The organism is Pseudomonas sp. ZY71, assembly GCF_036542145.1.
Lineage (GTDB): Bacteria > Pseudomonadota > Gammaproteobacteria > Pseudomonadales > Pseudomonadaceae > Aquipseudomonas > Aquipseudomonas koreensis_A.
Genome location: NZ_CP144274.1, coordinates 6474721 through 6487783, shown reverse-complemented (window position 1 = coordinate 6487783; position 13063 = coordinate 6474721). Strand labels below are relative to the sequence as shown.

The 13063-nt window shown below is 59.5% G+C and carries 13 protein-coding genes; 7 read left to right on the top strand and 6 right to left on the bottom strand.

Going from position 1 to position 13063, the window contains the following annotated elements:
* Positions 1–54: 54 nt before the first annotated feature.
* Positions 55–729, top strand: coding sequence for a RadC family protein (radC, locus tag VY732_RS28950; RefSeq protein WP_077575044.1), 675 nt, complete (start codon positions 55–57; stop codon positions 727–729).
* 134 nt (positions 730–863) lie between these two features.
* Here the strand turns inward: radC and VY732_RS28945 are convergent, their stop codons facing one another.
* The gene (locus VY732_RS28945; protein ID WP_077575043.1) at positions 864–2450 is read right to left on the bottom strand and encodes an ABC transporter substrate-binding protein; all 1587 of its coding nucleotides are present in this window, start codon (positions 2448–2450) and stop codon (positions 864–866) included.
* A 448-nt stretch (positions 2451–2898) separates the two neighbouring features.
* Between VY732_RS28945 and rpmB the strand changes: the two genes are divergently transcribed.
* Both rpmB and rpmG read left to right on the top strand, forming a co-directional pair.
* The gene (rpmB, locus tag VY732_RS28940) at positions 2899–3132 is read left to right on the top strand and encodes a 50S ribosomal protein L28 (protein ID WP_007920377.1); all 234 of its coding nucleotides are present in this window, start codon (positions 2899–2901) and stop codon (positions 3130–3132) included.
* Between the two features lie 11 nt (positions 3133–3143).
* Positions 3144–3299 carry a 50S ribosomal protein L33 gene (gene rpmG / locus VY732_RS28935; RefSeq protein WP_003177274.1) on the top strand — a complete coding sequence of 52 codons (156 nt, stop codon included), beginning with the start codon at positions 3144–3146 and terminating at the stop codon, positions 3297–3299.
* Positions 3300–3479: 180 nt separating this feature from the next.
* Here the strand turns inward: rpmG and VY732_RS28930 are convergent, their stop codons facing one another.
* Positions 3480–3842, bottom strand: coding sequence for a cupin domain-containing protein (locus VY732_RS28930; RefSeq protein WP_025112716.1), 363 nt, complete (start codon positions 3840–3842; stop codon positions 3480–3482).
* 239 nt (positions 3843–4081) lie between these two features.
* Between VY732_RS28930 and VY732_RS28925 the strand changes: the two genes are divergently transcribed.
* Together VY732_RS28925 and VY732_RS28920 are read left to right on the top strand one after the other, a co-directional pair.
* A complete protein-coding gene (locus tag VY732_RS28925) occupies positions 4082–5575 on the top strand; it encodes an aldehyde dehydrogenase (protein ID WP_331693084.1) in 1494 nt (497 codons plus the stop codon).
* 191 nt (positions 5576–5766) lie between these two features.
* Positions 5767–6912, top strand: coding sequence for an MFS transporter (locus VY732_RS28920; RefSeq protein WP_331693082.1), 1146 nt, complete (start codon positions 5767–5769; stop codon positions 6910–6912).
* Positions 6913–6999: 87 nt separating this feature from the next.
* Here VY732_RS28920 and VY732_RS28915 read toward each other — a convergent pair whose 3' ends face one another.
* Together VY732_RS28915 and VY732_RS28910 are read right to left on the bottom strand one after the other, a co-directional pair.
* Entirely contained in the window at positions 7000–8568 is a 1569-nt protein-coding gene (locus VY732_RS28915; RefSeq protein ID WP_123593527.1) for a phospholipase D family protein, read from the bottom strand.
* 60 nt (positions 8569–8628) lie between these two features.
* Positions 8629–10050 (bottom strand): aminotransferase-like domain-containing protein, encoded by a 1422-nt coding sequence (locus VY732_RS28910; RefSeq protein WP_038359623.1) that lies wholly within the window; start codon positions 10048–10050, stop codon positions 8629–8631.
* Between the two features lie 179 nt (positions 10051–10229).
* Here VY732_RS28910 and VY732_RS28905 point away from each other — a divergent pair, with 179 nt between their 5' ends.
* Positions 10230–10475: a DUF1127 domain-containing protein gene (locus tag VY732_RS28905; RefSeq protein WP_077575039.1), complete on the top strand. Its 246-nt coding sequence runs from the start codon at positions 10230–10232 to the stop codon at positions 10473–10475.
* 116 nt (positions 10476–10591) lie between these two features.
* Here VY732_RS28905 and VY732_RS28900 read toward each other — a convergent pair whose 3' ends face one another.
* The gene (locus VY732_RS28900; protein ID WP_331693081.1) at positions 10592–11902 is read right to left on the bottom strand and encodes an NAD(P)/FAD-dependent oxidoreductase; all 1311 of its coding nucleotides are present in this window, start codon (positions 11900–11902) and stop codon (positions 10592–10594) included.
* 148 nt (positions 11903–12050) lie between these two features.
* On the opposite strand from VY732_RS28900, the gene VY732_RS28895 reads away from it, so the two are divergent.
* Positions 12051–12404: a YkgJ family cysteine cluster protein gene (locus VY732_RS28895; protein WP_064389779.1), complete on the top strand. Its 354-nt coding sequence runs from the start codon at positions 12051–12053 to the stop codon at positions 12402–12404.
* A 118-nt stretch (positions 12405–12522) separates the two neighbouring features.
* Here the strand turns inward: VY732_RS28895 and VY732_RS28890 are convergent, their stop codons facing one another.
* Positions 12523–13011, bottom strand: coding sequence for an Lrp/AsnC ligand binding domain-containing protein (locus VY732_RS28890; protein ID WP_003177284.1), 489 nt, complete (start codon positions 13009–13011; stop codon positions 12523–12525).
* Between the last annotated feature and the right edge of the window lie 52 nt (positions 13012–13063).

Sequence of the window (13063 nt, the reverse complement as noted above, 5' to 3'; positions counted from 1 at the left end):
ACGATATCACAGCGACCGCTACGGAACAGCGGCGCCCACAGACAGGGAATGTGTATGAGTATTCGCGATTGGCCTGCGGCGGAACGCCCGCGGGAAAGGTTATTGGAGCATGGGGCAGCGAGCCTCTCGGACGCTGAGTTATTGGCGATTTTTCTGCGCACCGGATTGCCCGGAATAAGCGCTGTGGACCTGGCGCGCAATCTGTTGACTCAATTCGGCAGCCTGCGTTTGCTGCTTGAGGCCGATCAGCACGCATTCAGCAAACAATTGGGGCTCGGGCCGGCGAAGTTTGCGCAACTGCAAGCTGCTCAGGAAATGAACAGGCGGCATCTGGCTGAGAAATCACGGCAGAAACCAGCCCTGGAAAACCCTCAGGTCGTTCGCGATTATCTGAAATCGATGCTGCGTCACGAACCGCATGAGGTGTTTGGTTGCCTGTTTCTCGACTCCAAACATCAAGTACTGAATTTCGAGATCCTGTTTCGCGGCTCGATCGACAACACCAGCGTGCATCCCCGCGAGGTGGTTAAGCGATGTTTGGCCAATAACGCGGCGGCGCTGATCCTGTGCCACAACCATCCATCGGGGAATACCGACCCCAGTCAGGCAGATCGATTACTGACCAAGCGTCTGCAAAAGGCGCTGGAGTTGATTGACGTGCGGGTGCTGGATCACTTCATCGTCGGCGATGGGGAGCCGTTATCAATGGCGGAGTGTGGCTGGATGTAACGCTCAGGGGAAAAACGCTAAACCCCTGTAGGAGTGAGCCTGCTCGCGATAGCAATTTTCCAGTCACCGAATGGGTTGACTGAAATGACGCCATCGCGAGCAGGCTCACTCCTACAGGTGGTGTGCTGGGCAGGTTATTTGAGGTTGACCTTGGAATAGTCCTGCCGGCCAAACGGGCTAACCGAATAACCCTGTACGTCCTTGCGTGTGAGCGCATAGGCCGTCGGGTGCGCCAACGGCAGCCACAACGCCTGTTGCTGGATCTGCGTCTGCGCCTGCTCATACAGCTTGGTGCGCACACCTTGCTCGCTAGTGGTCTTGCCCGCACTGATCAACTTGTCCAGATCAGCGTTGCAGTACCGCGCAAAGTTGGTGCCGGACTTGACCGCTGCGCAGGAAAACTGCGGCGTGAGGAAGTTATCCGGGTCGCCGTTATCGCCGGCCCAGCCCATGAACAGCAGGTCATGCTCGCCGGCCTTGGCGCGGCGAATCAGTTCGCCCCACTCGATCACGCGGATTTCCGCCTGAATGCCGATTTCCGCCAGATCTGACTGCAACATCTGTGCGCCCAGGCTTGGGTTCGGATTCAGCAGGCTGCCGGAAGGACGCGTCCAGATGGTGGTCTGGAAACCGTCCTTCAACCCGGCCTTGGCCAGCAATGCCTTGGCTTTGGCGACATCGTGCGGGTAACCCGGCAGGTTCTTCGCGTAACTCCAGGTGTTCGGCGGGTAAGGGCCGTTCGCGGCTTCGGCAGTGTCTTCGAACACGGCTTTGATGTAGTTGGCCTTGTCGAACGCGAGGTTGATTGCCTGACGCACTTCCGGCTTGTCCAACGGTGGATGCTGACTGTTGATACCGACGAACGCGGTCATGAACGCGTCAGTCTTTTCGACTTTCAGTGTCGGTTCTTTCAGCGCGGCCTGTACGTCCAACGGTTTTGGCGACAGAGCGATCTGGCATTCATTGCGCCGCAGTTTTTGCAGGCGCACGTTAGCGTCCGGGGTGATGGCGAAGATCAACGGATCCACCGCGGGCTTGCCACCGAAGTAATCCGGGTTGGCCTTGTAACGGATCGCTGCGTCTTTCTGGAAACGGTTGAAGACGAACGGGCCGGTGCCGATCGGCTGACTGTTGAGCTTGTCCGTTGCGCCGGCCTTCATCAGTTTGTCGGCGTATTCGGCGGAGTAGATCGAAGCGAAGCCCATGCTCAGGGTCGCCAGGAACGTAGAGTCCGGGTGATCGAGGGTGAAGCGCACGGTCAGCGGATCAAGTGCGTCGATTTTCTTGATCAGTGCAGGTAACTGCATCGACTGCGCATGGGGGAAGCCGCTTTGAGCAACCTTGTGCCACGGGTTGGCCGGGTCGAGCATGCGGTCGAAGCTGAATTTGACGTCTTCGGCGGTCAGCTCACGGTTCGGCTTGAAGTATTCAGTCGTGTGAAACTTCACCTGCGGATGCAGCTTGAACACGTAAGTCAGGCCGTCGGTGCTGACTTCCCAGCTGTCGGCCAGGCTTGGCACGACTTTGCCGCTGGCGGTGTCGAAATCCACCAGGCGGTTCATCAGCACATCGGCCGAGGCGTTGGTAGTGGTCAGCGAGTTGTACTGCACCACGTCGAACCCTTCAGGGCTGGCCTCGGTGCAGACGCTCAGCGCGGCGGCCTGGGCCAGGGGGCTCAGCAGGAGCGGGGCGAGCAACAGGGGTAGGGCAGCGAGGCGCATGGTCGGTTTCCTTTTACAGATCGAAGGCCCATCTGCAAGTGCAGTCTGGAAAAGGCCTACCCTAGAGGTCTGGATTACAAATGACTATCCCCTTTTTGCATTTTCGGGGCACAGTAATGGCCGTTTTTCAGGCTGCGGGGCGCGGCCAAAAGTCTGAAACACCCGCAAGGGTGGTTTTCTGCGACGAGTGGTAAAAATCGATGCCAGCCTTTATCCAAGGCGTTCGCAGGCTGAAAAAGCGCCTTTTTGTGGATTGTTTGCACACCGAATGTTGTTGCTCCGAAGTCTTTCTGGTATAAAGCAGCGCTCTTTTCTAGGGGCCCGGTTCCTTCACTGTAGGTGTAGCCGGTAAGACCTCTAAAGAAACGCGGCGCCTGGCGCCAAATGACTGAGAGATTAAGCGGCCAACCCATGCCGGGTTGGGCATGTGGTTTTAGAGGGCTGAGGCATGTCGAGAGTATGTCAAGTTACCGGTAAGGGTCCGGTGACTGGGAATAACATTTCCCACGCAAACAACAAAACCCGTCGTCGTTTCCTGCCGAACCTGCAGCATCACCGCTTCTGGGTTGAAGAAGAGAAACGTTTTGTGCGTCTGCGCGTATCTGCCAAAGGCATGCGTATCATCGACAAGCGTGGCATCACTGTCGTGCTCGCCGAACTTCGCCGCGATGGCAAGATTTAAGGGAGCTAATCATGCGTGAATTGATTCGTTTGATCTCGAGCGCCGGTACTGGTCACTTCTACACTACCGACAAGAACAAGCGTACTACCCCGGACAAAATCGAGATCAAGAAATATGATCCCGTTGTTCGCAAGCACGTGATCTACAAGGAAGGCAAAATCAAGTAATTGATTTTTCCCGACTTACGAAAAAGGCCCGTATCTCACGATACGGGCCTTTTTTTTTGCCTCGGATTTGGTGTTTCCTGTTCTGGCCCCTTCGCGAGCAGGCTCACTCCTACATTGGAATGCGGTCACCTGTAGGAGTGAGCCTGCTCGCGAAAGGGCCCGATCAGCCAGCGAAAACTCTCAAGCTTTCTGTTCAAAGATCACATAGACCTTGCGGCAAGCCTCCAGCACCTCCCAAGTCCCACGAAACCCCGCCGGAATCACAAACCGGTCGCCGACACGCAAGGTCTTGGCGTTACCATCGCTGTCACGCAGCACCGAAACCCCCTGCAGAATCTCGCAATACTCATGCTCGGTGTAATTCACAGTCCACTGCCCGACCGCACCTTCCCACACGCCAACGCCCATCTGCCCACAAGGGCTTTCGTACTGATGGAACACCGCTTGCTCAGGATCTCCCTTCAGCACCTTCGCCGGGTCCGGGCGATAGCGTTCGGCTTCGCTACTGGTCAGGCTGATGTCGACGACGTTCTGGATGTTCATTGTTGTTATCTCCCGTGAATACGGCGCGATTGGCTGGAAAGGGCCAAAGTCTATGTTGATTAAAATCAACACCGCAAGGCCGTATGGCCACCTTATGTCAAATATATTGAAACAACCCCGGCCGCTGGTTTAGGGTGGCGGGTGCCTCTGGCCGAAAAACCGGCTGGCCGGGCAGAATTCCTGAGGACGCTGGCGAAGATCGCGCGGCGCTCGTATTCAACAAGCGGAGGACACTCGAAATGACCACCCTGACTCGTGCCGACTGGGAACAACGCGCCCGCGACCTGAAAATCGAAGGCCGCGCTTATCTCAATGGCGAATACACCGACGCCGTCTCCGGCGAGACCTTCGAGTGCATCAGCCCGGTCGATGGCCGTCTGCTTGGCAAGATCGCCAGCTGTGACGCCGCCGACGCCCAGCGCGCCGTGGAAAACGCTCGCGCCACCTTCAATTCCGGCGTCTGGTCGCGCCTGGCGCCGACCAAACGCAAAGCCACCATGATCCGTTTTGCCGGCCTGCTCAAGCAGCACGCCGAAGAACTGGCCCTGCTCGAAACCCTCGACATGGGCAAGCCGATCAGCGATTCGCTGTACATCGACGTCCCGGGCGCGGCGCAAGCGCTGAGCTGGAGCGGTGAAGCGATCGACAAGATTTACGACGAAGTGGCCGCTACGCCCCACGACCAGCTGGGTCTGGTGACTCGCGAGCCGGTAGGCGTGGTCGGCGCCATCGTGCCGTGGAACTTCCCGTTGATGATGGCCTGCTGGAAACTCGGTCCGGCGCTGTCGACCGGTAACTCGGTGATCCTCAAACCATCGGAAAAATCCCCGCTGACCGCTATCCGCATCGCCGCACTGGCGGTTGAAGCCGGCATTCCGAAGGGCGTGCTCAACGTGCTGCCGGGCTACGGCCACACCGTTGGCAAGGCGCTGGCGCTGCACAACGACGTCGACACACTGGTGTTCACCGGTTCGACCAAAATCGCCAAGCAACTGATGATCTACTCCGGCGAATCGAACATGAAACGCGTCTGGCTGGAGGCCGGTGGCAAGAGCCCGAACATCGTCTTTGCCGATGCGCCGGACTTGCAAGCCGCTGCCGAATCCGCCGCCAGCGCCATCGCCTTCAACCAGGGCGAAGTGTGCACCGCCGGCTCGCGTCTGCTGGTCGAGCGTTCGATCAAGGACACATTCCTGCCGATGGTGATCGACGCGCTGAAAGCCTGGAAGCCGGGCAACCCGCTGGACCCGGCGACCAACGTTGGTGCACTGGTCGACACGCAGCAGATGAACACTGTGCTGTCGTACATCGAATCCGGCCATACCGATGGCGCCAAACTGGTGGCTGGCGGCAAACGCATTCTGCAGGAAACCGGTGGCACCTACGTTGAGCCAACGATTTTCGACGGCGTGAGCAACGCGATGAAAATCGCTCAGGAAGAGATCTTCGGCCCAGTGCTGTCGGTCATCGCTTTCGATACCGCTGAAGAAGCGATCCAGATCGCCAACGACACGCCGTACGGCTTGGCCGCAGCAGTCTGGACCCAGGACATCTCCAAGGCGCACCTGACCGCCAAGGCCCTGCGTGCCGGCAGCGTCTGGGTCAATCAGTACGATGGCGGCGACATGACTGCGCCGTTCGGCGGCTTCAAACAGTCGGGCAACGGCCGCGACAAGTCGCTGCATGCGTTCGACAAATACACCGAGCTGAAGGCAACGTGGATCAAGCTGTAAGCCGTTAGGAGGGTCTGTTCGCAAGAGCAGATCCTCCAGACGAGGCAGATCCCTGTGGGAGCGAGCCTGCTCGCGAAAGCGGTGTATCAGTCAGCCCATGTGCTGAATGTGAAACCGTTTTCGCGAGCAGGCTCGCTCCCACATTTGTTTGATGTGGCCTCTAAAAATAATTATCCACAGGAGCGTGGAACATGCGGTGGGCGACGTATTTCGCCGTGTTGGCGTCTGTCTTGAGTGTCGGTCTGGCCCTGGGGGTCAGTATGCCGTTGGTGTCGTTGCGCCTGGAAGGCTGGGGTTACGGTTCCTTCGCCATCGGTGTAATGGCAGCGATGCCAGCGATTGGCGTGTTGTTGGGCGCGAAGATTTCCAGTCATCTGGCCGCGCACTTCGGCACGGCCAATCTGATGCGCCTGTGCCTGTGGGCCGGGGCGCTGTCGATCGGTCTGCTGGCGCTGTTGCCGAGCTATCCGGTCTGGCTGGTGCTGCGGCTGATGATCGGGGTGATCCTGACCATCGTGTTCATCCTCGGCGAGAGCTGGATCAATCAGCTGGTGGTCGAGCACTGGCGCGGTCGCCTGGTGGCGCTGTATGGCAGCAGCTATGCGTTGAGCCAACTGTCGGGGCCGTTGCTGTTAGGCGCGTTGGGCACCGAGCATGATTACGGTTTCTGGGTCGGCGTCGGCCTGCTGCTGGTTTCGCCGCTGCTGTTGCTGGGTCGCAGCGGTGCGCCAAGCAGTGAAGCGAGCAGCGTGACGTTCCGCGATCTGTGGGGATTCGCGCGCGAGCTGCCGGCAATTGCCTGGGCGGTCTCGTTGTTCGCCGCGTTCGAAGCGATGATCCTGACGCTGTTGCCGGTGTATTGCCTGCAACAGGGCTTCACCGCTGAAATCGCGCTGGCGATGGTCAGCACGGTGGTGGTCGGCGATGCGTTGCTGCAATTGCCGATTGGCGCGTTGGCCGATTATCTGTCGCGGCGTACGTTGTTTGCCGGCTGTGCCGTGGTGTTGATGCTGTCTAGTCTGGCGATTCCAATGTTGCTCGACACGCTGCTGATCTGGCCGTTGTGGGTATTGTTCGGGGCGAGTGCCGGTGGTTTGTTTACGCTGTCGCTGATTCTGATCGGCGAGCGTTATCGCGACGATGCGCTGGTGCGGGCGAATGCGCACATTGCGCAGTTGTGGGGTGTCGGTTGTCTGGTCGGGCCGCTCGCGGCCGGGGCGGGCAGCCAGTGGATCAGCGGACATGCGTTGCCGTTGTTGATGGCGATTGGAGCGTTTGGTTTGGTGATTCTGCTTTTGCGCCAAGGGGCATTCGGACCCATTACCGAGCCTGCCTAAGATCAAAAGATCGCAGCCTTCGGCAGCGCCTACAGGAGGAATGCATTTCAACTGTAGGCGCTGCCGAAGGCTGCGATCTTTTGCTTTTCAAAGCATTCGTTCAAGGCCGACAGTGGTGCTGAACCACGCGTTGAACCGCCGCCACCAACTCCCCGGCTCCTTGGTCAGGGTGTGCATCTGGCCGTTGTCTTCGGTGACCCAAACAATCTGGCCATCCTGTAACTTCGCCTCATAACTCAGCGCTGGCGCCATGCCTTGCAGTGCCAGTTCGCGCACATGCCCGGCCAGTTCCGGGCTGTCGACCAACACCCCGACTTCGGTGTTCCACAGCACCGAACGCGGATCAAAGTTGAACGAGCCGATAAACGATTTCTGCCGATCAAAGATCATCGCTTTGCTGTGCAGACTTGAATCCGAGCCGCGAAACGACTTGCTGTAAAACACATGCGGACCACTGCCGTAGTTATCCCCAGGCTGACGGCGCAGTTCATACAACTTCACGCCATGCTCCAGCAACGCCTTGCGATACGGCGCGTAGCCGCCATGCACCGCTGGCACATCGGTGGCCTCCAGCGCGTTGGTCAGCAGGCTCACCGAGACGCCGGCATCGGCGCGACCGGTCAGGTAAACCAGCCCCGGCTGGCCCGGCACGAAGTACGCCGAAATCATGATCAGCTCTTTGCTCACGCCTCTGAGCTCGGGTGCCAGTTGCGTGGTCAGCAGCAATTGCGGATCCGGTTCGCCCTTGGCCAAGACCTTGCTCGGCGCATCCCACAACGCCTGATTCCATGCCCAGATCAGCTCTTTGCGCCAGATGTCCATGCGCGGTTCGGTCTTGAACGTCATCAACTGCTGATACAGCGCGTGATTCTGCTTACGGGTGTCTTCCAGCGATTCTTCCAGGCGTGTGCGGGTGTTCTCCAGATCCTTGGCGGTCGGTTGGCTGGTAAGGAACTCGTCGATCGGTTTGCTCAGCGCGCTGTTCCAGTACTGGTCGAAACTGTGCCCGAGCTGCTCGGCCACCGGCCCGACGCTGAGCATGTCGATGTCGGTGAAATTCAGGTTCGGCTCGGCGTCGAAATACTCGTCACCCAGATTGCGCCCGCCGACGATGGCCACGCTGTTATCCGCCAGCCACAGCTTGTTGTGCATGCGCCGGTGCTGCAGTGACAGATTGAACAAGCGCCCCGCCGCGCGGGTGACGCCAGTGCTGCGGCCCAGGTGCAGTGGATTGAACAGGCGAATCTGAATCTGCGGATGCGCCGCGAGTGTGGCGATGATCTGGTCGAGGCCATCGCTGGTGGTGTCATCGAGGAGGATGCGCACGCGCACGCCACGGTCGGCAGCCTTGAGCAGTTCCTCCACCAGCATCCGCGTGCTGATGCCGTCATGGACGATGTAGTACTGCAGATCGAGGCTGGACTGGGCGTTGCGGATCAGTTCGGCGCGGGCGGTGAACGCTTCGCTGCTGTTGGACAGCAGACGGAAACCCGAGCGCCCCTGATAGGGCGCCGCTTGGGCCTGAATCGAACGGCCGAAGCTGGAGCCGGACGCCGGCAACGCCTGGCTGGGCTCGCGCGGAACATCAAGGCTGGCACAGCCACTCAGGAACGAGGCGAGTAACAGCAAAGCGAACAGGGGCTGTCTGAAGCTCACGTAGGGTCATTCCGAATGGCGGCTAGGGTCGGCATATGGACGCGGTTCTCTGGAAAAAGGTCAGTCGGCTTCGGCCAGCAATCTGACCGCTGTCTCGCCGACCTTGCGCACCGCTTCTTCGATCTGCGCGGTCGGTTTGGCAGCGTAGTTCATCCGCAGGCAATTGCGGTACTTGCCCGAGGCGGAAAAAATGCTGCCGACGGCAATCTGTACGCCTTGGTCGTGCAACTCACGATTGAGTTTCAAGGTGTCGAAACCTTCCGGCAATTCGACCCACAACATGAAACTGCCTTGCGGCCGACTGGCGCGGGTGCCTGCCGGGAAATAGCGGGTAACCCAGTCGATCATCAGGTCGCGACTGCGTTGGTATTGCGTGCGCATGCGCCGCAAGTGCGGTTCGAAATGACCGGCCTTGAGGAATTCGGCGATGGCGATCTGCGGCTGCGGTGCGGTCGATCCGGTGCTGATGTATTTCATGTGCAGCACGCGCTCAAGGTAGCGCCCCGGCGCGACCCAGCCAATGCGCAGGCCCGGCGCCAAGGTCTTGGAAAACGAACTGCAAAGCAGCACGCGGCCGTCTTCGTCGAAGGATTTGATCGTGCGCGGACGCGGGTAGGTGTAGGCCAGCTCGCCATACACATCGTCCTCGATGATCGCCACGTCGAAGCGCTGGGCGAGGGTAAGCAGGGCGCGTTTGCGCGACTCCGGCATGATGTAGCCGAGCGGGTTGTTGCAGTTGGGGGTGAGCTGGATGACTTTGATTGGCCATTGTTCGAGCGCCAGTTCCAGCGCTTCGAGACTGATCCCGGTGAGTGGGTCGGTGGGGATTTCCAGGGCTTTCATGCCCAGGCCTTTGAGCGTTTGCATGGCGCCGTGGAAGCTCGGCGAATCGACCGCGACGATGTCGCCCGGCTCGCAGATCGCGTGGATGCTGGTCGACAGCGCCTCATGACAACCGGTGGTGATGACAAGGTCGCTGGCGCTCAACTGGCAGCCGGAGTCGAGCATCAATCGAGCGATCTGCTCGCGCAATTCGAGGGTGCCGTGGATGTTGTCGTAATACAGACCGGGCATGTCCTGGCGGCGGCTGATCCGCGCCAGACCGCGCAGCAACGGTTTCATGGTTGGCGAGCTGATGTCGGGCATGCCGCGACCCAGTTGCACGACGTCCTTGCGCGGCACCGCGCGAATCAATTCCAGCACCTGATCCCATTGCGAAATCTCCACGGGACGTTGCGCCGGACGGCCGACGGCGGGCAACTCCGGCAGTTCACGGCCCACCGGCACAAAGTAGCCGGACTTGGGTTTCGGCGTGGCCAGCCCGCTGTCTTCGAGCATGCGATAGGCCTGCTGCACCGTGCTCAGACTGACCCCGTGTTCGACGCTCAACGCACGTACCGACGGCAACCGATCGCCGGGTCGATAGAAGCCGTTTTCGATGCGTGTGCCGAGCAATTCGGCGAGGTTTACATAAAGGGTCATGGCGCTGCCTCGGTGCAGGTGATTCGATAAACCAGTACAGACGTGGCAAAAATCGACAATTCAGTCTGTAAAACGACGAATCTGTATGGAGTTAATACAGTTGCTTTGAATCTGTAATGGTTTTGCTCGCCCGCGCATCATGGAATCTCTGGCTACCCAAGTAAACAGGAGCAACCAAAATGAACGGTTTGAGCGATGTGCGGCTGACGTTACACAGTCAGGAACTGGCGGCAGGGCAGAAGGACAGTGCGCGCAATGAGATCATGCGCAAGCCACCGTCCGGCCTGAATCGCTGGCGTCTGTTGTGGCATCGTCTGCACACGCGCAAGGCGTTGCTGGCGCTGACGGCGGATCAGCTCAAGGACATCGGGCTGACCCGTGAGCAGGCGCTGGAGGAGGGGTTGAAGCCGTTCTGGCGGATCTGAGATCTGTATGGTCGTTTTGGGCCTCATCGCGAGCAGGCTCACTCCTACAGGGGAACGCATTTCAACTGTAGGAGTGAGCCTGCTCGCGATTGGGCCTTCAATTCACTGCAAAACCATCAGACCAACTCTTTGAGGCGATGCCACAACATCCCCAACGCCAACAACGGCGAACGCAAATGCTTGCCGCCCGGGAAAGTGATGTGCGGCACCTTGGCAAACAGATCAAAGCCCCCGCTGTGCTGCCCGCTGATCGCTTCGGCCAATAACTTGCCCGCCAGGTGCGTGGCATTCACCCCGTGCCCGGAGTACGCCTGGGCGTAATACACATTCGGCTGATCCGCGAGCCGGCCAATCTGCGGCAAGCGGTTCGCGCCGATACCGATCATGCCGCCCCACTGATAGTCGATCTTCACGCCAGTGAGTTGCGGGAACACTTCGAGCATCTTCGGCTGCATGTAGGCGCCGATATCCTTTGGATCGCGCCCCGAATAATGGCAGGCACCGCCAAACAACAAGCGTCGATCCGCCGAGAGCCGGTAGTAATCCAGCGCCACACGTTGGTCGCAGACCGCCATGTTCTGCGGCAACAGGTTGTGCGCCTGCTCTTTGCTCAACGGCTCGGTGGCGATGATGTAGCTGCCGGCCGGCAGGACTTTGCCGCTGAGTTGTGGATTCAGATCATTGAGATAGGCGTTGCAGCCAAGCACGAGGGTCTTGGCGCGCACCGAACCTTGGGCTGTATGGATTTTGACTTCGGGGCCGTAATCGATACGCGTCACTGCCGAGTGTTCAAACAGTTTGACGCCCAGTTGCTGCGCCGCCGCTGCTTCGCCCAATGCGAGATTGAGCGGATGCAAATGCCCTGAGCCCATGTCGATCAAACCGCCGACATAGCGCTTGGAACCGACCACCGTGTGCATCTCGTTGGCTTGCAGCAAACGGGTTTCGTAGCGATAACCGAGGCTGCGCAACTCTTCGGCGTCTTCGGCAAAACCCTCAAGGTCGGCGGGTTTGTTGGCGAGGTCGCAGTAGCCCCAGGTCAGGTCGCAGGCAATTTGAAAACGCTCGACGCGCTGGCGGACGATTTCCACCGCTTCCAGGCCCATGAGTTTCATCTCGCGCACGCCATCGCTGCCGATGACATTGGCGAACTGATCGAGGCCATGACCGACCCCGCGAATCAATTGCCCGCCGTTGCGACCACTGGCACCCCAGCCGATCTTGTGTGCTTCCAGCAACACTACGCTGAGGCCGCGCTCAGCCAGTTCCAGCGCCGTGTTCAACCCGGAAAAGCCACCGCCGACCACGCAGACATCGGCGAGCACTTCACCTTGCAATACCGGGTGATCGGGCTGCGGCAGGCTGCTGGCGGCGTAGTAAGAGGCAACGTGAGGTTGGCTCGCGGGGGAGTGGGCGCGGGCGGTCATGGGCAGGATCCTGGGACGGGGGTGTCGAGAAAATTTGACGGAGCATAAGCCGCACGCCCGAACGTGGGCAACATTGGTCGGCCTGCGGTGTCTGGATCGCGGCTTTTGCGGCACAATTGCCGTCTATTTCACCTCGGTCACCGCTGCAATGAGCTGCAACAGCCAGAAAATCCGCACCTTGCGTCAGCAGATACCCTCGTTCGAGTGCGTGCCCGGCTGCCACGATTGCTGTGGGCCGGTGACAACCTCGCCAGAAGAAATGGCCCGCCTGCCGCGCAAGACCCGCGCCGAGCAGGATGCGGCGATGGAGGAGCTGAACTGTGTGCATCTGGGGCCGAATGGCTGCACGGTGTATGAAGAGCGACCGCTGATTTGCCGGTTGTTCGGTACGACCAAAACCTTGCCGTGCCCGAATGAGCGGCGACCGGTGGAGCTGATTCATCCGCGGGTGGAGAAGCAGATATTCGAGTACATGGCGGCGAATCGGCAGGTGCTGGTTTGAAGGGGTCATTCGGAACCGAGTCGACGCCATCGCGAGCAGGCTCACTCCTACAAGGGTACGCATTCCAAATGTAGGAGTGAGCCTGCTCGCGATGGGGCCGGGTCAGGCACCACCAATCTCAATCCGGAATAGGTAAGCTCAAGCTCTCCTTCACTTCTTCCATCACGATATAACTCTTCGACTCCCGCACATGCGGCAGCTTCAACAGAATGTCGCCCAGCAGCTTGCGGTACGAGGCCATCTCGGAAATCCGCGCCTTCACCAGATAGTCGAAATCCCCTGACACCAAATGGCATTCCAGCACGTGCGGCAATTTCAGCACCGCGCGTCGGAACTCCTCGAACGTGTCACCGGATTTGTAGTCGAGGCTGATCTCGACGAACACCAGCAAGCTACCCTTCAAATGCTGCGGATTCAGCCGGGCGTTGTAGCCCATGATGATCCCTTCGCGCTCCAGCCGCCGCACCCGCTCGGTGCACGGCGTGGTGGAGAGGCCGACCTTTTCGCCGAGTTCGGTAAAGGAAATCCGCCCGTCCGCCTGCAGGATCCGCAAGATGTTGCGGTCGATCTTGTCCAGCTCACGTTTGGTCTGAGTGTTGGTACGCATAGGGGATGCGCCTCCGTGAAAAGGGTTTTTGCCGAGAATTGTCGCCAAATAT

What these genes read in the sequence shown, in the direction of transcription:
- VY732_RS28920 (WP_331693082.1), top strand. Translation starts at nt 5,767, where the DNA reads ATGCGGTGGGCGACGTATTTCGCCGTGTTGGCGTCTGTCTTGAGTGTC.
- radC (WP_077575044.1), top strand. Translation starts at nt 55, where the DNA reads ATGAGTATTCGCGATTGGCCTGCGGCGGAACGCCCGCGGGAAAGGTTA.
- VY732_RS28930 (WP_025112716.1), bottom strand. Translation starts at nt 3,842, where the DNA reads ATGAACATCCAGAACGTCGTCGACATCAGCCTGACCAGTAGCGAAGCC.
- VY732_RS28890 (WP_003177284.1), bottom strand. Translation starts at nt 13,011, where the DNA reads ATGCGTACCAACACTCAGACCAAACGTGAGCTGGACAAGATCGACCGC.
- VY732_RS28945 (WP_077575043.1), bottom strand. Translation starts at nt 2,450, where the DNA reads ATGCGCCTCGCTGCCCTACCCCTGTTGCTCGCCCCGCTCCTGCTGAGC.
- rpmG (WP_003177274.1), top strand. Translation starts at nt 3,144, where the DNA reads ATGCGTGAATTGATTCGTTTGATCTCGAGCGCCGGTACTGGTCACTTC.
- VY732_RS28895 (WP_064389779.1), top strand. Translation starts at nt 12,051, where the DNA reads ATGAGCTGCAACAGCCAGAAAATCCGCACCTTGCGTCAGCAGATACCC.
- VY732_RS28905 (WP_077575039.1), top strand. Translation starts at nt 10,230, where the DNA reads ATGAACGGTTTGAGCGATGTGCGGCTGACGTTACACAGTCAGGAACTG.
- VY732_RS28925 (WP_331693084.1), top strand. Translation starts at nt 4,082, where the DNA reads ATGACCACCCTGACTCGTGCCGACTGGGAACAACGCGCCCGCGACCTG.
- rpmB (WP_007920377.1), top strand. Translation starts at nt 2,899, where the DNA reads ATGTCGAGAGTATGTCAAGTTACCGGTAAGGGTCCGGTGACTGGGAAT.
- VY732_RS28900 (WP_331693081.1), bottom strand. Translation starts at nt 11,902, where the DNA reads ATGACCGCCCGCGCCCACTCCCCCGCGAGCCAACCTCACGTTGCCTCT.
- VY732_RS28910 (WP_038359623.1), bottom strand. Translation starts at nt 10,050, where the DNA reads ATGACCCTTTATGTAAACCTCGCCGAATTGCTCGGCACACGCATCGAA.